The 18,048-nt window shown below is 41.9% G+C and carries 19 protein-coding genes and 1 pseudogene; 4 read left to right on the forward strand and 16 right to left on the reverse strand.

Annotation, left to right across the window (positions count from 1 at the left end):
• Position 1: 1 nt before the first annotated feature.
• A complete protein-coding gene (locus tag MKX46_RS08255; protein WP_069012504.1) occupies positions 2–1,135 on the reverse strand; it encodes a glycerol dehydrogenase in 1,134 nt (377 codons plus the stop codon).
• 188 nt (positions 1,136–1,323) lie between these two features.
• Between MKX46_RS08255 and MKX46_RS08260 the strand changes: the two genes are divergently transcribed.
• The 3 genes and pseudogenes from MKX46_RS08260 to MKX46_RS08270 all read left to right on the forward strand — a co-directional run.
• Positions 1,324–2,355 carry a PocR ligand-binding domain-containing protein gene (locus MKX46_RS08260; RefSeq protein WP_341071128.1) on the forward strand — a complete coding sequence of 344 codons (1,032 nt, stop codon included), beginning with the start codon at positions 1,324–1,326 and terminating at the stop codon, positions 2,353–2,355.
• A gap of 524 nt (positions 2,356–2,879) precedes the next feature.
• Positions 2,880–3,149 (forward strand): transposase, encoded by a 270-nt coding sequence (locus MKX46_RS08265; protein ID WP_341071129.1) that lies wholly within the window; start codon positions 2,880–2,882, stop codon positions 3,147–3,149.
• 171 nt (positions 3,150–3,320) lie between these two features.
• A pseudogene (locus MKX46_RS08270) lies at positions 3,321–3,446 on the forward strand (IS3 family transposase); the annotation flags it as partial.
• A gap of 175 nt (positions 3,447–3,621) precedes the next feature.
• Here the strand turns inward: MKX46_RS08270 and MKX46_RS08275 are convergent.
• The 4 genes from MKX46_RS08275 to MKX46_RS08290 all read right to left on the reverse strand — a co-directional run bounded on the left by MKX46_RS08275 (position 3,622) and on the right by MKX46_RS08290 (position 6,374).
• On the reverse strand, positions 3,622–4,059 hold the full coding sequence (locus MKX46_RS08275) for a lasso peptide biosynthesis B2 protein (protein WP_341071130.1): 438 nt from the start codon (positions 4,057–4,059) through the stop codon (positions 3,622–3,624).
• Complete coding sequence (locus tag MKX46_RS08280; protein WP_341071131.1) at positions 4,059–4,307, reverse strand: PqqD family protein; 249 nt, start codon at positions 4,305–4,307, stop codon at positions 4,059–4,061. Before MKX46_RS08280 ends, MKX46_RS08275 begins: the two co-directional genes overlap by 1 nt.
• Positions 4,308–4,354: 47 nt before the next feature.
• The gene (locus MKX46_RS08285) at positions 4,355–5,914 is read right to left on the reverse strand and encodes an asparagine synthase-related protein (protein ID WP_341071132.1); all 1,560 of its coding nucleotides are present in this window, start codon (positions 5,912–5,914) and stop codon (positions 4,355–4,357) included.
• A 334-nt stretch (positions 5,915–6,248) separates the two neighbouring features.
• Entirely contained in the window at positions 6,249–6,374 is a 126-nt protein-coding gene (locus tag MKX46_RS08290; protein WP_341071133.1) for a lasso RiPP family leader peptide-containing protein, read from the reverse strand.
• Positions 6,375–6,909: 535 nt separating this feature from the next.
• Here MKX46_RS08290 and MKX46_RS08295 point away from each other — a divergent pair.
• On the forward strand, positions 6,910–7,623 hold the full coding sequence (locus MKX46_RS08295) for a LytR/AlgR family response regulator transcription factor (RefSeq protein WP_341071134.1): 714 nt from the start codon (positions 6,910–6,912) through the stop codon (positions 7,621–7,623).
• Positions 7,624–8,673: 1,050 nt separating this feature from the next.
• On the opposite strand, the gene MKX46_RS08300 is transcribed toward MKX46_RS08295, so the two are convergent.
• The 11 genes from MKX46_RS08300 to MKX46_RS08350 all read right to left on the reverse strand — a co-directional run bounded on the left by MKX46_RS08300 (position 8,674) and on the right by MKX46_RS08350 (position 18,041).
• Complete coding sequence (locus MKX46_RS08300) at positions 8,674–9,132, reverse strand: SMI1/KNR4 family protein (RefSeq protein ID WP_341071135.1); 459 nt, start codon at positions 9,130–9,132, stop codon at positions 8,674–8,676.
• 13 nt (positions 9,133–9,145) lie between these two features.
• On the reverse strand, positions 9,146–9,580 hold the full coding sequence (locus MKX46_RS08305; RefSeq protein WP_341071136.1) for an SMI1/KNR4 family protein: 435 nt from the start codon (positions 9,578–9,580) through the stop codon (positions 9,146–9,148).
• The gene (locus MKX46_RS08310; RefSeq protein ID WP_341071137.1) at positions 9,571–12,384 is read right to left on the reverse strand and encodes an HNH endonuclease; all 2,814 of its coding nucleotides are present in this window, start codon (positions 12,382–12,384) and stop codon (positions 9,571–9,573) included. Before MKX46_RS08310 ends, MKX46_RS08305 begins: the two co-directional genes overlap by 10 nt.
• A 21-nt stretch (positions 12,385–12,405) precedes the next feature.
• On the reverse strand, positions 12,406–12,798 hold the full coding sequence (locus MKX46_RS08315) for a DUF4280 domain-containing protein (RefSeq protein WP_341071138.1): 393 nt from the start codon (positions 12,796–12,798) through the stop codon (positions 12,406–12,408).
• A gap of 15 nt (positions 12,799–12,813) precedes the next feature.
• Positions 12,814–13,338, reverse strand: coding sequence for a hypothetical protein (locus MKX46_RS08320; protein WP_341071139.1), 525 nt, complete (start codon positions 13,336–13,338; stop codon positions 12,814–12,816).
• Positions 13,320–13,967 (reverse strand): hypothetical protein, encoded by a 648-nt coding sequence (locus tag MKX46_RS08325; protein WP_341071140.1) that lies wholly within the window; start codon positions 13,965–13,967, stop codon positions 13,320–13,322. Before MKX46_RS08325 ends, MKX46_RS08320 begins: the two co-directional genes overlap by 19 nt.
• Positions 13,964–15,376, reverse strand: a complete 1,413-nt coding sequence (locus tag MKX46_RS08330) for a contractile injection system protein, VgrG/Pvc8 family (RefSeq protein WP_341071141.1) — start codon at positions 15,374–15,376, stop codon at positions 13,964–13,966. The genes MKX46_RS08325 and MKX46_RS08330 overlap by 4 nt, the downstream gene beginning before the upstream one ends.
• Entirely contained in the window at positions 15,373–15,972 is a 600-nt protein-coding gene (locus tag MKX46_RS08335) for a hypothetical protein (protein ID WP_039272935.1), read from the reverse strand. Before MKX46_RS08335 ends, MKX46_RS08330 begins: the two co-directional genes overlap by 4 nt.
• 25 nt (positions 15,973–15,997) lie before the next feature.
• Positions 15,998–16,774: a DNA and RNA helicase gene (locus MKX46_RS08340; protein WP_341071142.1), complete on the reverse strand. Its 777-nt coding sequence runs from the start codon at positions 16,772–16,774 to the stop codon at positions 15,998–16,000.
• A 107-nt stretch (positions 16,775–16,881) separates the two neighbouring features.
• Positions 16,882–17,460: an RDD family protein gene (locus tag MKX46_RS08345; protein WP_029515674.1), complete on the reverse strand. Its 579-nt coding sequence runs from the start codon at positions 17,458–17,460 to the stop codon at positions 16,882–16,884.
• Positions 17,461–17,528: 68 nt separating this feature from the next.
• Positions 17,529–18,041: an RDD family protein gene (locus MKX46_RS08350; protein WP_029515675.1), complete on the reverse strand. Its 513-nt coding sequence runs from the start codon at positions 18,039–18,041 to the stop codon at positions 17,529–17,531.
• Between the last annotated feature and the right edge of the window lie 7 nt (positions 18,042–18,048).

Here is an 18,048-nt window from a genome sequence, read left to right on the forward strand (position 1 = left end):
GCTACTTTACCTCCGCTTTGTACTGGCTCCCGATACGGTTGGCCGCAGCGATTGCCGCTGCAACCTGCTCCACTGTGACCGGAAACGGCATGGAATGAATCGATTCCTCCAGAATGCAGGCCTTTGCAGCTACTTCCATGAGTTCTTCCTGACTGATATGATCGACGCCGATATCAGCCAAGCAGACCGGTAAACCGACGGCTAAACAGAAATCAAGTACCTGATGTAATTCTTCCGTCGGTGCGTTTTCGAGCACCAGCTGTGCGATCGTGCCGAACGCAACTTTCTCTCCATGATAATAATGATGCGTGCCTTCCAAAATCGTGAGTCCATCATGAATCGCATGGGCCGCCGCAAGTCCGCCGCTCTCGAAGCCGAGGCCTGAGAGTAAAATATTAGTTTCAATGATATTCTCGAGTGCTTGCGTAACCTGGTTTTCATCACATGCCGCTTTTGCTTTGGCACCGTCTTTCAACAGCATTTCATAGCATAGCGTTGCAAGTGCAATCGCCGCATTTGTACCTACTGCTGGCGCACACTGTCCTTCGCGTACTCCGTTAGGCAGTCCGGCATTGACCCTGGAGTAAGAACGGGAGGTCGCACGGGCTTCAAAGTAAGTCGACAGTGCATCACCCATACCTGATACAAGGAATCGGGTTGGTGCATTAGCGATTACGGTGGTGTCGACTAATACGACACTCGGACTTTGCTTAAAATAGGCGTAATCGTCGAAAGCACCTTCCGGAGTGTACAGAACGGCCGAGTGACTTGTCGGTGCATCCGTCGCAGCAATCGTCGGACAGATGATAAGCGCTTCCCCTTGAGCTACGCATTTCGCCGCGTCGATCGCTTTCCCGCCCCCAAGACCTACGATACAATCGCATCCGTTCGCAGTAGCAATTTCCTGAAGTCTGGACACTTCCTGTCTGGAACACTCACCCATAAAACCGCTTTCAATAAAGGTCACGTTATATTTACCCAAAGTGGAATCAAGTTTATCTTTTACCCGCGCCACGTCGGCAGGATGCGCAATCAGTAAAGCGGATTTGCCGAAGGTGCTCACATAGTAACCCAAATTCAACAATTCATTTTCACCTTGTACATATTTGCTTGGGCTGATAAAAGCTTTTCTCATCTATAATTCCTCCTTATGATTGTGTTGGCTTCGTTCTGATTAAAACTATAACCGAACGATGTAAACTTTACATTGGAGGAATCAAGGAATATATTATAATCTACAATCGTATTTTTTTGCACTAAAGATCACGAATTGCACTTTTTTGTTATCGCTTACAAGATAATTTACTATTAAGGGATGAGATCTTGATACGTGAACATTTGAGCATCCAGAAAATCTTTGATTTGAAAAAGTGGGAGCAGTTGCAGGATTCATTAGCATCCGTTACCCAATTAGCTATTCTTACCGTCGATTATAAAGGGAATCCCGTAACTAGCCACAGCCAATGCCAATCGTTCTGCAAGAAGGTTCGTCAGAATGAGAATCTTCTTCCCTACTGCCAAAAATGTGACTCTCGCGGTGGACTTGAAGCGGTACGTTCCAACAAACCTTATATTTATCTCTGTCATTATGACATCGTCGACATCGCGGTACCGATCATTATTGACGATAAGTACATTGGCGCCGTCATGGCAGGTCAGGTCCGCTTAGCCGATCCTTCGAGTGCCCTACAGCTGGAGCAAATCCTCACGTCAAAAAATGAAAAACTGTACAGTTCCAAATGGGAGGAACTTAAGAACGATTACGCCGATCTGCCCTCCATGACCTATCAGGAAATTCAGACGATCTCCAACATGTTATCCTTATTGTGTAATTATATTGTTGAAGAAGCGATGAACAAAAATCTTCTCGCGGAAATGTTCGAGAAGGCGTCGGCCACACATTCCACTCCGCAGTTGTCCGAGATCCTTCCTGGCTACTCGCTGGAGCATATCGAAAACCTTAAGAAAGAAATGAATAATTTCTTAGCAGATGCCTATCTGAATTCCTCAGGAGATGTGGATATTTCGTGCGGAAATCCCGTACTCAAACCCGCCTTCGAATATATCTTTGAGCACAAGGGTGAAGCTTTTTCTTTGAAAGCCATGGCTGACTTGTGCCACATTAGCCCAAGCTATTTTAGTCGGCTGTTTGCCAAGGAAACGGGTAAGAACTTTTCCAGCTATCTTTCCCGCTTGAAGATGAAATGGGCGAAGCAGTTGCTCGAAGCTACGGATATTCCTGTATCTCAGATCAGTAGCGAGCTCGGCTTTAATGAGCCGGGGTATTTCATTAAAATATTCAAAAAGTATGAAGGCACAACGCCCGCGGTGTACCGAAAGTATTACAAGGGATAAAAAACGAAAAACAGATGATTCACGGATCTAACGTCTCCATGATCATCTGTTCATATTGTTCTTGCCCAAGCTACATAATCTTTGTGTGCTTGTCAGGCTGCCTAAGCCAAATCAGTAAGAATAGCATGACAATGAAGAATGCAAGACGTTTATTATCCAATTTATAAATTTACTTTTTCACATCATCATTAACGGAAATACATATTCCCCTTTATATCAGCAATTTTATTATGGGATGTTTCTTTATCGTTACTGTAGTGTTTCTGACTGATCCTGAGCGTTCGTTTCATTGTGCATGGATTCCGATTTTTTCTTGCGAAATAATTTGGCGAAAAACTTGCCTATTACACCAAACATACCTGCACAAGCAGCACCAATAAGTATGATAATCTTAATTCCCGCGCCCTTAAATAAAGCAATGAGTAATGTGATATGCTCCCCTTATAGTAGACAGAAAAAAGCAAGCCCATTAATCTGTCTACTATGGAGGGGATTTTTTGTGGGAAAAATAAGAAAAACTTACGATGCTGCATTCAAGGAAAAAAAGTAAAATTTACCTCAAAAAGGAGATGAGCTACAAGAATGTAGGGCGAAATCTGGAGATTGATCATTCATTGGTCCGACGTTGGGTGAAATCTTTTCAGGCTGAGGGAATGAAGGGACTTGAGGAGAAACGAGGCAAAGCTAAGGGTCCTGGAATGGGAAGACCCCGAACACGGCCAGAAGATCCAGAAGTCAAGCTGAAGCGTCTGGAAGCCGAGAACGAAATGCTAAAAAAGCTCTTACAGATGTGAAAGAAGGGATGAACGCCGTACCGCAGGGGGAAAAGTTTGCGGTGATCCAGGAATTGATAAGCAAAGGGGACAACATCGCACTGTTATGTAGACTGGCCCAAGTGTCCAGAAGCGGTTTTTATAAGTAGATGAAACGGCAGACGTTTATTTCTCCAAAACAACGAGAAGATGAAAGGCATTTTCGGCTATCGGAGGGTGCAGGTTTGGCTAGACCGAACCTATGGCATACACGTGAACCATAAGCGTGTACAGAGGCTGATGGGCGAACTTGGAATTCGGGCTGTCATTCGGAGAAAGTGCTTCAAAAACAACAACTTCGCCTATTTTCTGTAATAAATATTATTGTATAGCAGTTAAAATCATAGAAACTAATAGAACCAAAATAAGAAGCACTAAAGTAATATTGACTGGGATCGGTTCATATCGCACATCTTGTTCAAGTTCTTTAGGTTTGGGATTATTGTTTTCCATTTTACTTCTGTAATTTTTCCTCATCATAAATAGATACACTTATAACTTTAGTATATAAACTTATTTCATCCGGCTCTCCAACTGGAATACTGTTTAATTCAACCCATGCATGTGCCCTAAAAGGTTCTAGGGCGTATCCAGTACACCAACTAACAGATCTTCGTTTTAACCACGTTGCTACTACAACCGCAAGTGAACGTCTAAGACAACCTCCTTGACTTCGACATCTCATACTTACTGTACATACTGCATCACGAATAACCTGAACTTGTTCATTTGAAGCCGCTGGATATCTTCTCGTTAAACGAGAAAATATCTTTTCTATCATACTTGGAGGGAGCCAATTCAGAGGTGCTGATAGAAGTAAAGCTAGTCTAGCATTCCATTTTGCCCGATTTGATACTATTTCTGGCTGTTCTGGAAATAGTGGTATGTCCATTATGCTAGTCCCACCTCTCTAAGCATGGAAAGAAATTCATTAACATCATTCTCTGCATTAGCACTCTCTAAACCGAAAGTCTTTTCTAATTCAGCCACTAATTCATTCCTAGATTTCCCTTCATCTAACTTCTTAATTAAAAGTTTTCCAACGTGGTTTACTTGAAAATAAATTCCTCTACTTTTGTCAAAAATCATAGCCCCATTATCTTGTTCAATTATTTTAAGTTCTCTTTTTATTTTTTTCATAAAATTGCCCCTTTTCTAAAATTTAATATTTTTCATATATATGAAGGTTAACTCATTGCATTATGAAGCCATCGCTCAACAGCAGATAGTCTTTCAAAGGCTATAATTCGATCGCGTAAAGCAGTTGGCATAGATAATTCAGAAACTAGTAGGTCTGGGTCAACAATTCCCAACTCAACAACTTTGAAATCTCTAACTACATGAACATTTTTCTTTACAGATTCCTTATATCCGTTGTATAAAAATGTTGAATAATCTCCTTTAAACCCTCGAGTAAATACTTCGCGGGGAACAATTCCTTTTGTAGCTTGATACAGCATGGGTTTAGTAATTCCTGATTCTAAGTGATACCGGATGGGTATAGATAATGCAGACTCAATAATCTTTGAATCTAAAAATGGAGCTAGCCAAGTGAATCTACTTCCATAAATAACATTAACTTGGCTTAGTACACGCCTTTGAAAAAGCAATGACTCTAGTGCTTGATGTCTAGAACGGTCAGAATCAAGACCTCCAGAAATTTCTTTTAAAGTTTTCATAGCAATCTGATAACATGGAACATGATAATCTCTTGCAAGCCATGCTGGAATCGTAATTTTTCCAAACCAATCCAAAGCAGACTCTTTCTTCCGTGATTTAGCATAGCCAAATCCAATATCAATTTCCGTTTTTAGTGCTTCTTTAAATGATGTATTGTTCATAAGATTTGACGCACCTTTTAGGAATGATGTTCTCGTAAGTAAACAATATTGGAATCCAAACGATAAACTACGCATTCTGTTCTGCCTTACAATGGACCACGCATATGCTGGCATAGGTGTAAACAATTCATCACCACCAATACCTATGAAATGAACTGAGTCTCCATAGTTCTCATTTAAATTAATGATATTTTCAACATAGCCCTCTGTATCTGCCCAAAATACTGGGGAATCCGGAAGAGTAAATCCTGAGTATGACAAATCTGTTTCAAATCTCCGACCAGACATACCGATTGATGGCAATGAATTTAGCGATTCCTTCATATCATTTGCAATCATAGCAGCCCACTTAGAATCACTATTCCATTTACCATCTGTTTTTGCATGATATAGCTTAATGTCTGCATAATGTGCTTTTAAAGCATATGCAATTGCGGCTGAATCAACACCTCCAGAGAGATCAGCAGATATATTAGCATAGCTGCTAGCATAATTCCTTGGTAATTCAAAGAAACGCTCTCTTATATTTTGCAGCGTCAATTCTACATCATTACTTAGTGCTGGCAGCATCCAAATTTTGAACTCTTCAAATTGTTGTTTTTTTCCGTATTTCAAAACACAAAATGGGTGGATTTTATTTACACCTTCCCATAAAGGTATATTTTGGAAAGGATAATATGGTAGGCTGCTTATCAAGTTCAATGCAACTGCTGATTTTGATATATTTAAATCACAATATCTTGCAATATCACTAGCCGAATCACTAATAATTAAAATATCATCTAACATTTTCCATGATAGAGAAACATCAAATAATGCTCCCCCTACAATAACTTCGTTATTATCAACTAGAACAAAGATCCCTTTAGAAACAATCTTCTGAAAAGTTACCGCTAATCTTGACATTTCAAATTCCTTAGTTCCCTGTATCTGGTCTGCAACTTTTGGGTATTCACATGGTATACAATATATCTCTAAGTCGCCCTTAGAATGCTTAACATACTTATGTTGAGAAATAAGCAAAATACTTACCGAAGCAGTCTTTATATGTAATTGAAATGGTACTTTATCAGAACTTGATTTTGTTAAATCTTCTTTTAACTGAATGTTAATAATAGTCTCCCCTCTCGCTTAATTTTCAATATATTTAATATCATGCGAGTCTCTAAAATAATCGATTTTCACAAAAAGTGATCACTGGACATCTCAAAATTGTCCAATGACCACTTTTCTCTCTCAATTACCAATGCCAGGGAGCCTTGCCACCCCAAACATCAACATATTCACCAAACCAAAGCCCTTTGGTAGATTCTTTAAAACCAGCAACTTTCTCAATTGTTGGTTTAGAGTAAATAACGTTTGTCATTGAATTTCACCTCCTTCAATATATACTTACAGAAATACATAAGATTCCAAATAGAAATCAATATTCTATTTAACTAGATAATAATCTATTTTTCGAAATTCTTTTATATCATGTAACAAAATGCAATATAAATGCAATTATTGACATCTTCTCTATTCTAGTACGATAATTGGATATAGAGAACCGACATTTTTATACTGATAATGAAATGTGGTGGTCATCTTGGTAGCGTTCCTTGCAGCAGCAGGGATCTAGCGGTTACGAGCTTGGACAGCATAATATACGGCTGGCCAAACTGATTCTCAAATAGAGCAGTTCGGGAAAGAAAAAGGAAGGTCAGCATTTACAAATGTGGATACTCGAGGCTAAGGGTACTGTTGTTCTGGGGGTTATGCTCATGATGGCGAAGAACGTTGAGTTTAAGGCGCTGCGCCATAATTGACGACACGAAGTAAAATCCATTGAAAAAAGTAATCCATGGCAACGACCCTGTAGCAGATAAGAGAAAATATTAATTTATAATGGGAGTGAAACAATGGTAATAAAAGTTGCTATTTGTGATGATGTTCCTGTTATTATAAAAGATATCGAGAATCTATTGTTAGAATATGATTCCTCGTTATTTGAAATTGATATATTCTACAATCCATTTCGTTTAATTGAATTACTTAAAAGTAACACATATGATTTGTTTATTTTAAATATTGAGTTTCCTAATCTATCGGGAATTGAGATTGCCAAGACGATTAGAAAGAATAATTATACTTGTCCAATTATCTTTATTTCAAGTTTCAAAGAATATATGGAACAGGTTTTTAAGGTTAACCCTTTTGATTACATTTTAAAACCAGTAACAAAAAACAAACTCTATCCTGCCTTGAATCGCGCTATTAAATATTTAGATTTTGATATTTCAAAATTTATGTTCACATTTAACAAAGTTTTTTACAGTCTTTCTTTTAATGAAATTATTTACTTTGAAAAAAATAAAAGGAGAGTACTTATTCACACACCCACTGATATATATATAACGCTTCTCCAAACAAGAGCCCTTTTATCCAAAGTTAATGATAATTTTGTGCAGGTCCACACCTCGTTTATTGTTAATGTTAAATATGTAAAAAAAATTAGCAATAATACAATTATCGCTAATTTAAACGATAAACAAATTGTTGAAATACCAATAAGTCGTAAATTTATAGATAGTGCCAGAAAACAAATTTTGATGAAGTTAAGAGACTTAATATAATGAGTGCTACTATCGTTGCATTATTCAACTTTGTTGTTAATTTAGTGTTGACAAATCATTATTCCCCAAATATCTCCATCCATAAACTGTTTTCTAAAAACTTAATTATTACATTCTTGATTTTTTTCTTACCGCATTTTATCTGTTTTCTAATTAACAATCATATATTCTTATCAATATTATCTTCACTGCTTAATTGTTTTAGTTATCGCAAAGAGGAATCAGATAGATATGAGAAAAGAGTTCTTTTGGTTGATTTTCTTACTTTTAATGTTTTAATTTGTGATTCCGTTTCGTTTTTTATTAAGAAAGCGGTATCGCTATCATCCATAGTGCCAAATCCTCTAGATTTGATCCTTTTATCAACAGACGATTAGTTGCATTAAACTCAGTTCAGTTCTTATCTATCTTACGCAATAGGTTAGATACAGGAATTTCACTGTGTTCTTTAATTGTTTGCTTTCCCAACCCTTTCTGTCCCGATTTCCCACTAAATCCAATATCAATTCTGTCTATTTTTCTATCGACGGCAACAGCTGAACAATCGATTTTATTTCCATTGCTTTCTTTAGAGCACTACTTTGAATCTCTATGAACTTTGACAAGACCTTTTTAGCAAGCTAATCCGCTTCTTCTTGCGTAAACTTATAACTCATGACCTTATTGTAATTCTTCTGCACATCTGTCTGTGGAAGTCGTACGCTGTCCATCTTATTAACGTGTGGAACCGATGGAACAGAGGCTCCGTTGTCCATTTAAATTTCTGACCCAGTTAGCTGTCGGTCTGCTCCAGTTTGTTTACAGCTTTGCCAAAGCTCGCTCCCAGACTGGGACAGATCACCTTGTCTGGCTTTAGCGATATCACTATTTCCTTCACTGTAGTGACACCATTTGTGGTCGTGTTGTGACTGTTATCGGAGCTACCGTTGACATTGCACCATCTTCCTCGCCACACCCAAGGTAGCAGCCAGAGTAAAAAAAAAGCCCTAAAGGGGATTTTAGGCTTTAAAGAGTCCTATTTCCATATTAGGGGCCTACTATATTTTAGAATTAATCTGGCTGGAAGAGTGAATTTAAAAACTCGCTAAAACTTGGAGATACTAATTTAATATATTCTTGCTTTAACCCGTTGTCCTCTTCAAAATAATCCAAATCGCAGAAATAGACTGTTCCTTGGTCCTCCCCATTTATAGAAAGACATATAAGACTATCTGCAGGATCTACTCCAAACGGAATAAAGTTAGAAGGAATTATTTTTTCAATATTATATTTTTTATAGTAATATTCTAAATTTTCCTCTATTTCTTTACTTAGTGGCAGAAATAACATAATTGACGATGTTATTGTCTTATCTTTTGTTTCAAATCTTCTTCGAACAGCCTTACCTCCATTATGATACAGTAAAAAATTCTTATAATCATTTGGCAAGATAAGATTAAACGTTTCTTCAAAAGTTTCTAATTCTTGATTGTTAATTGGTTTAAATGAAAATTCAAATTCTATATTCACAAAACTCCACCCACTATTCTATAGAATACAATTTATCAAGTAACTCCGTAAAAGTATCACAGACAGGTGTTATAGCTTCTTCCTCTATTTCTTCATGATCAAAGAATATAATTAACGGAATTTCTTTATTAAAGCGATAGTCAAAACCAAGTAAGTTGCCAAATGGGTCTCTCCCAAAAGGAATAATTCCTTTGGTCAACGAATCCTGTGCAAACTCACGAAACATTGTAATATTTAGCTCGCTATTGGTAAAGCTAATCAAATCATTAAATACTCCTTGTGCGCCGTTATCATAATCAAAGTTATTGGGTTCGGGATAACCACCATTAAACTTTTTAACGCAATCCTTATAATCTTGAGGGAATGTCACTTGAAAAAGTTGTTCAGTTGCAGTTATAGTAGCGTCATCGACTGGCCCCTCTGCAAAAAGCCATTTTTTCAATCCCATATTAACATCTCCAGTATTTTATTTTTCAATTTCCCCGTTCTACCTGGTTTTCCGCCACCCCAAACCGCCCTTCCACCGGTATGTCCTGCAGCTTGATGTTCAAAATAATCAACTACTTGCATTTTTCCTGGATCTTGATGATGATGCCAAGTTAAAGTTTTTGGAACTTTACCTTCTTTTAATAAGGCTAATTCATCTGCACTGAACTTTTCGGCAAGTTTTGGATTTTTAGCTATATCATCATATAGCTTTTTTGAAAGATATTCAAATTGTACACTATCCGGCTCTAAATAATATTTTTCAGGTATAGAAATTTCATATTTTGAATCAAACATAGGGAAACCTTCTTTATCATACGTAACTTGATAATCCTTTCCATTCTTCACAGAAGTGAAAGTATAAGAGGTTGTACCATCCTCATTGCGAACTTTCTTTTTATAGTTTCTTGGAGTGTTAGGTTTCCTAGTATATGGAGGTTGCTTTTTAGCTGCATCTTCCATAGCCTTCTCATAAGCTTCTTGTTGTTTAGCTTGGGATACTTTCCCCGTCCCATCAACCTTTTTCGCCGCGCTCTCTTCCATTTCCTTCATGACCTTGTTGTAATTCTTCTGCACATCTGTCTGTGGAAGTGGTCCGCTGTCCATCTTATTAACGTGCGGAACTGGCGCTCCGTTGGCTGTGGCCAACTTCCCGGGGCTGAGGCCGTCTGCCATTTTACTCAGCTGCTCATTGAACTTCTGCCCCAGTTTACTGCCGGTCTGCTCCAGCTTGGTTACAGCTTTGCCAAAGCCGGCCCCGACTGCATCTACACCTTTGCTAATCCATTGCGGTGTAACCTTGCTACCTACCTTTTCCGCGAATCCGCCGATGGCCTTGCCTACTTTGGAATCCAGTACGCCCACGGTAACAAAGCCCAGTCCTGCGTCTTTTGCTACAGAGCCCCAATTGATCTTTTCACCACTCAGCACCTGACTCGCCAGATTTTCCGCGGCATTTGTGACACCGCCGATCGCTGCTTTCCTCAGTAAGGTTCCCCCTACACCGAGAGGGCCAAAGATTGCTCCAGATACCGCCCCGATTCCCGCTTCTTTCAAGCCGGTCAGGGCATAGTCACTGAAGTCGCTCACTTCCCCTCGGGCGATATCTGATGCGGCCAAGCTTGCTACACCCAAGCCACCCGCCAGCAGCGCTCCTCCGGCTACCGCCGCAATGACCACCGTACCCGCTCCAAGCGTCGCTACCGTAATGGCCGCCACCACGGCTACAGCCGCCACAACCGCCAAACCGCCCAAAATATTCATCCCCAGCTTGCCCCAGTTAAACGGTTCAGGGGGTGGCGGCGGTGGAGGTGGCTCGCCTTCCTTCGGTTCATCATCAAACGGCGGGTATGCAGTTCGGTCGCTACCGTCCGCCCAGACGTTTCCTCCCAACACGTGGTATTCGTTTTCTACTGAAAGCCCTGTGCTTCCTCCCGTCTGATACGCCATGACCTGACTGGTTCCGTCAATAATGATTTTCTTCGGCGTATTCAGAATGATTTCCTGCTCTGCTTCTAACGATAACTTCTTGGGACTAGTTAATTCAATCCCAGTAGCATCGTCCAGACTCATCTGCAATGTCCCACCCGGATCACCCATGATATGGATGCGACCCGGTGCCATTTTCAGCTCACTTCCATGCTCCGTTCCAAAATATCGATCATTAGGATTACTCGTTTTCGCGCAACCGTCTCCATTTGTACGAACCGCACCCAAAATCATTGCTCTGGAACCAGACGCATCTGGAAAATACAGGCTTGCCTGTGTTCCCACCTTGGGCATACTGTACATTGCACTTCCCGTTGGGGGAGCGAACGGATACCAATGCGGCTCGGATACCCCATCATCCTTATCAATCGCCAGCCGCAGCTTCACTTCCTCTCCCCGTACCGCAATGACCTCTCCTTCCAGAGAAATTCCGATTGTTTTGGGATTGGGGATGAAATCACTGCGAATGCCCTCTGCGCGGGCCAACACATAACTGAATAGCAAATGCCCCTTTTCCATGCGGCTTCGCAATTCAGATACAATCATTATTTTCTGGCGAAATTGCACCTCGTCTCCAAGAGCATACCGTTCTCCGCTTTCAATCTCGTATTTGAAAAAGTCGGTATCATGTAGCCCGGCTGACGTTCCGCCTGCCCGCTGATAGCCCTTTAAATCCTTACTTGCCGTATATGGCGTATCCTTCCGAATTGTTCGCTGGGTGCCAGCAGGCATGCCGAAATACAGCTTCGGCGATGCGGACTCCCATATGTCGCTGACCACCACTGTATGTAAACGGCTCGCCATCCGTTTCATAAACTCCCAGTCGGTTTCATCATACTGTAAAATGGCTTCGCCTACCGACTGCTCTCCGGTCTGGTACAAGACATCACTTCGCTCATAGCCTTGAGCAAGCTTATTCACTAACTGTTTATATGTTTGTTTTTCCTCAGGAAAAGACCGCTTTCTTTTGACAATATCCAGCTCAAATGAGCCACTGATTCCTTCTAGGGTAAGTGTATATACTCCATTATGGTTCTCAACTTCCACCGTATGGACGACACCCTTAAATAAGCTGATTTCCTCATGTCCATTCTGCGCATACACATGTAGCTGATCCTCTGAGGTCGCATCTAGCGCAGCCGTGGCATGACTCGACTCCTTACAAATGCCTGTGAGTGTAATACGCCCATGCTCACCCGGCTTCCACTCGATCTGAACATCCTTTAAGACCTGAATGGGGTAAGGGGAATCTATTCGAATCTGATCATATCCTATCATGTCTTCAAACCTCCCTTCCAGCTACTCCTCCTGCTGGCCATTCGTATGAAATTCGATAAATCCATGATATAAACAAGTCTGAAATGAAGAGGTCGTCAAGGCTGGCTGACCTTCCACCTTTGTCTGTTCTTTTGTATTTTTCCACTTATCCGTCAGCATCGGCAGGCATGGCTTCCCTGAGATTGTGGAGCCATCTTCGGCGATTAGATATATAGTCTCGGCACTCGGCTGTTCCGGACTGTTACAGATTCCAAAATGAGGGACATTCTCAGGAGAATAATCTCCTTCATTCATCATGGGTTTACCGTTAACATAAGCCCCGTGGCTGTTCGGCAAATTGATCTTTCGAGGATGGGTCCCGCAAGTGCAACGCATACAGGCCCCCCGTACGACATAATACTCATTGTCTGACATGTGCCCTTTCCCTCCCTATTTCACCTGGACTTGCTCCAAAGCGATCCCGGTATAATCACGCCGCAATATACTTTCCGCCACATCCAAACGGACGATGATCATCGGGGTAGAACTCTCCTGGATTGTAAATATCTTGTGGCTCCGAATAGCATCTGCACGTAATACCAGCTTTCTAAGCACACTTTGATCCAAATTCCATTCGCTTTCTGGATGTACTGCTGCAAGCCGCTCCACAAAAGGAATATAGTAATTCTTCTGTATCCTCTGTTCGATCTGAGTAAGTATCGTTAATTTCATAGGTAGCTCTGGCACATAGGCCTGGACAAGACGCTTTAAAGCATCTGAAATAAGAGGAATGGGACCTTCTAGATAATCAATAAAAATACTTTCTGCATCTGCCTTCACGTGAAACATCAATGGCTTGACAATATCCTCCGGCTGCAAATCATACAGCTTCCACGGATCAATCGTTTCCATCACCTTTTGTAGCACAGGAACATGGGTATACCGCACATCCTGTTTTAAGAGGAAATAATCCATGAAGATTCCCCCTTTCGTGTCTCAGCTCCCTCACTACGCGTAAAACGGCACAATATTTCGCTATCATCTCGATACTCTCCAGCAAATATCGTGCATACATTTGCTTTTGGCATCCTTTCTAACGAAGGGGAAGCGATAAAAACTGGCATCTGGCTTTTCAAGAACTCTACAGTGAGCAGATGGTATTTGACCGCCTCAATTTGTTGAATTTGTTCAATATCCATCGTCGAGATCTTACGGGCATAATCTGATTTAAGCTTTTCCAGCTTAGTCATACGATTGAACAGAGGCTCGAAAACAAAGTCTGCCGACCATTCCACAGCGCATTCAGTCTCATCCAGAAACCAATTTTCATCATAGGCATCTAGACGATAAACCGCTTTATTTTTCGCAACACGAGTTCTGAGCAAGGAGATATAAATATATCGAATATCCCCCTTACGACCTTGCTCGTGCTGAAGGGTAGCGAGCTGGCATAGCGACTCTAGAGCTGCTATAAGCTCGTCTTCAATGGCTTGCTGGCGCGTCAGAAAGTTGTTTTCAATAAGAGCCAAATCATGTATCCATTCCGTAAATACGTGCTTTTCCAGCAAATCCTGCAACGCAGCATCCCGATCCATGAGCTTCATTCAATGTTCACCTTACCCCCGGTTAATCTCACATCGTCCATGATGTCGAGTTTGGCTCCGGATTGAATAAAACTTACGCCTTCTTTCCCCTCCATAATAATTTTCGCTCCCCCTGTAATTTGGATATCTTCCTGAGCAGACAGGGTTATTTTTTTGTTACTATTAATTTCGATCCCGCCTTCATCCGTGAGACGCATGAGCATTTGCCCACTGTTGATAATTTCTACTGCACCAGGCTTGAAAACGACTTGTTTGCCGTATTTGGTGCTGATACTTTTAACCGCAGGATCACTTCTTTTAACAGGATCAGAGGAGGCAAGATCGACAGAACTGGCGGCAAAAGCATGCTGCTCCCGTTCATCCGGAAAGTACAGACGGATTTGATCCCCTGCTTCCGGCATAACATACCAGCCGCTGCCATCAGGAGAAGAATAAACCGTAGAATAGGGAAACCACATAGCCCCGGATGCACTCGAGCCTTGATCAATTTCCAGCTTGATTTTTACTTTCTCTTTGGAAATATCAATCACCTTGCCAAACAGAGAGGCTCCTGACAGATCATAGGCATAGACAGTTGGGCATTTTAACCCATGTTCATCACGTAAAATGTAACGATTCACGATCAGATTTCCTTCTGTGGTCGTTTCCGCCTTGGCTATGTAAAGCGTTCTTTTATGAAAAATGACGGAACTGCCCAGCTCTAGCACTTTGTTGCTGGTCACTTCATAACTCAAGCTGTTAGACTCACCATATTCCGGCAGTCCGTTACGGGACATGAGCTTGTGCTCCTTCAAGTCTTTTTTTATGGAATAGTTATGTTCGTTCAGCGGTTGAGGGGCACTAGAATGGGGGACACCAATCACATATTTCAGTCCTTGTTGCATCGTAATTGGAATTAAAGCAGCATGTAGCCGAGAAGCAATTCTTTTGACAAAGGCCCAGTCCGTTTCATTATATTGCACTAATAATTCACCGATAGCTGCGCTATGAGAAGCCTCATCAATCACTTCTGCATCAGTATATGAACTTGTAACATGCGAAAACAGTTTGTTATACGACTCTCCTGTTTTTTGGAATGAACGACGTTTAGGGCGAATGTCCATCATTAAGGTTTCACTGCTAGCCTCAATCGTAAGCTCGCGTACTCCGTTTACAGCTTTTACAGCAATATTCGTGACGATTCCCTGAAAAAACCGGATCTCCTTGCCTTCACTTTTTAAGAAGACTTCGATGTGCTCATCTTCATCTGCTTTTTCTACGTATTGATCCAGCTTGTCCTCCGAAACAATTCCACGTATGCAGAAGCTCACATGTTCGTTTAACTGTTTAATGAGATGGATACTTAATACACGCTGAAACTGATAAGGGGCCACTTGTACATCTGCCGTGGTGTAAATGGGGTTACTCATTCATATCCCTCCTTTTCTGCCTCGTCAACCGTTTGAATGGTGCGTATCATCTGTAGGGCGACATCCCGCCATTCAGCATACTGCTTATACGGACAACAAAATGTTCCCATGACCGTCTTTCCTTCCAGCTCAAAGTAGAACATATTGTGGTAGATGGGCTGGTCCAGCGCAGGACTTTTAAAGTCAAAATAGCCAATCTGCTTACCATGTACCTCTTCTATTTTTTCTTCATAAAATACATGGGCAGGATTCATATTTTTCATCATTGCCTTCATGCCAGAAGTGAGCTGTTCCACCCATTCATCTTGTAGCGTCTGGTCCACCCGATTCAGGGTAACATCCACACTGCCCAAATCATTCGTCAAAATCATTTCTGGACGTTGCTCATGAGGATATTTAATCTTTTGCAAATGCTTGGGCATTGGACTAAAGATAGAGGGGACATGCATTTTCAGCCGATCCTTAAAGAAAGACCGCTCTTCAAACACATAGGATTGACCGTCAATGATTATGGGTCCTGCTAAAATATTGTTAGGCCTCTTCAGCTTCTCCATCTCACGGAGCTGATCCAAAATCTTTTCATCCTCATATTTCATAATGCACACTCCTCTACCTGATTTTCTAATCCACAATCATCCGCCCGGCTCCGCCGCCTTGCCAGCGACCTGCTGTGCGCTTACCCCGCCCGACTCCCTCCAGGATCAGCACCAGCTGCCTATGGAGCTGAGCAGGTGAATAATCTCTGTATTCCGCACCATTTCGGTTTGCGATGTAATGCTGAATGGATTCCCTGTCTACAACTTCCGAGTTCAGGCACATCAACGCAAACATACAATCCATCGGATCTGATGCACCACTTTTAAGCAGCTCGGATGCGAAGTAGCGCATCGTCTCCGGGCGCAATGTACTCTGCTTCAAACCCGCAAAAGGAGCATGGATATCACTCCATGTATTGAATTCCGTTGCCATGTCGGCAAAATCCTGATAATCCGAGCGAAGCACGGCTCCCTCTTTGAGCTTGAATCGGCCCAGCTCCATCTCATCCAGACCGATTTCTGCCTCATCCTCCAGCACGATATCTGCATGATGGGCTGTGAAATCCGGGCGATCTGTTTGTTCCAAAAAGAGCAGCTTCAACACCGACAGCCGCCCTGTGGCCGCATACGGCACTTCCTGCTCCTGCTCCAGCAGATACAATCTACCCTTGTGCTTCACGATGCCTCTACCAATGGTTAGCGTGTACTCCCCGACAGTTACGTTCATTCCTGTAATGATGCCATCCGAATAATCCTCATACCGGATATCGAGAAAGCTGCGGGGGTAGTCCCGCAGGTTCTCTAGCATCTCGGTTTTGAGAATACGGCCTTTCTCGAACTTCGGCACGATATGGGTTAACATGTGGTTTCCTCCTCTCCGTGCCGATTTCGGCACAAGTGTCGCCCGGCACCTCAGTAATGACATTGCGTAGCAACGTTATGCGCCAGCCGGGTCGCTCTGCGACGTCATTACTGCTCTTCTTTATTCAAGGGAACGGACAACCGATTCACACCGGGTGCAGGAGCCGGGACAGGCATCTCTGTCAGCGATGGATTTTGCTTAATATACTCAGAGTAGTCCAGCCAATTTTTGTTCACCACATAGGTACGAGCGATTTTGTCATGCAGCGCCTGCTTTTTTTCAGTGAAAGCTGCCATGATATAGCCTACAAATATAGTGACTAAGCTAATGATTTTACCCCAGTAGCGGGCGTTGGCCCGTCCGAAAGATATTTTTTCATTATTTTCATCCGCAACGACAATCCCCGCAGCCAGCTTGCCGACCGTTCCTCTGCATTTTGATGATTCCATGATGGTGTGGTAAAGCCAATCCAATAAAAGAGGGCCAAAAATAATAATAGCTCCCAAAATTCTCACCGACACATCGTCTAAGTGTGAAACAAACTCCGAAAAATTCGGCATTTTTACGAACGCAGAGACAAACCCTATCGTCACAAACGGCAACGTATCAATCAAACGAATAGTCACAAATAAAATAGTATAATCTAGCAAATGGGCTAAAAATCTTTTCCAAAAACCAGCGTACATCCTACTGCTCCTCCTGTTTAAAGCCTGCTGTTCATCAGAATCTTTGAATCTGTGTGCCAACCTAAATGTTACATTCCAGCTCCGCGCCCAGCCTGCTCACGAAGGATATAATTCAGCTCGCGTTTGTCCACAACGTAGGTACGGGCAATCAGATCGTGGAGAGCCTGTTTTCTCGCCGTAAAGGCTGCCATAATAAAGCCGGCGAACAAAATGATGACTGATAGAAGCTTACTCCAGTAGCGGGCACTAGCACGTCCAAAGCTGAGCTTGTGATTAAACTCATCTACTACAACGATGCCGAGAGCCAGCTTGCCCACCGTGGCTTTGCATTTCGATGATTCCATAAGCGCATAATATAGCCATATAGCTCCCCAATTCAGCAAGGTCTGTCCTATTACTTTCATGGTAACAATAGAAGACGATCCGTCTGAGAGCAAAGAGCTTTCTGCCGGAGACGGTACCCAATCCCCTAAGGTCCGAATTACCATCCAGATCAATCCAAATATTAAAAATACAAACCATAGAATAAGGCCATCGATGATATAAGCCAAAGTTCGTTTCCAAAAACCTGCATACAGCACGTTATCC

The sequence above is a fragment of the Paenibacillus sp. FSL P4-0113 genome, from assembly GCF_038009305.1.
Lineage (GTDB): Bacteria > Bacillota > Bacilli > Paenibacillales > Paenibacillaceae > Paenibacillus > Paenibacillus polymyxa_D.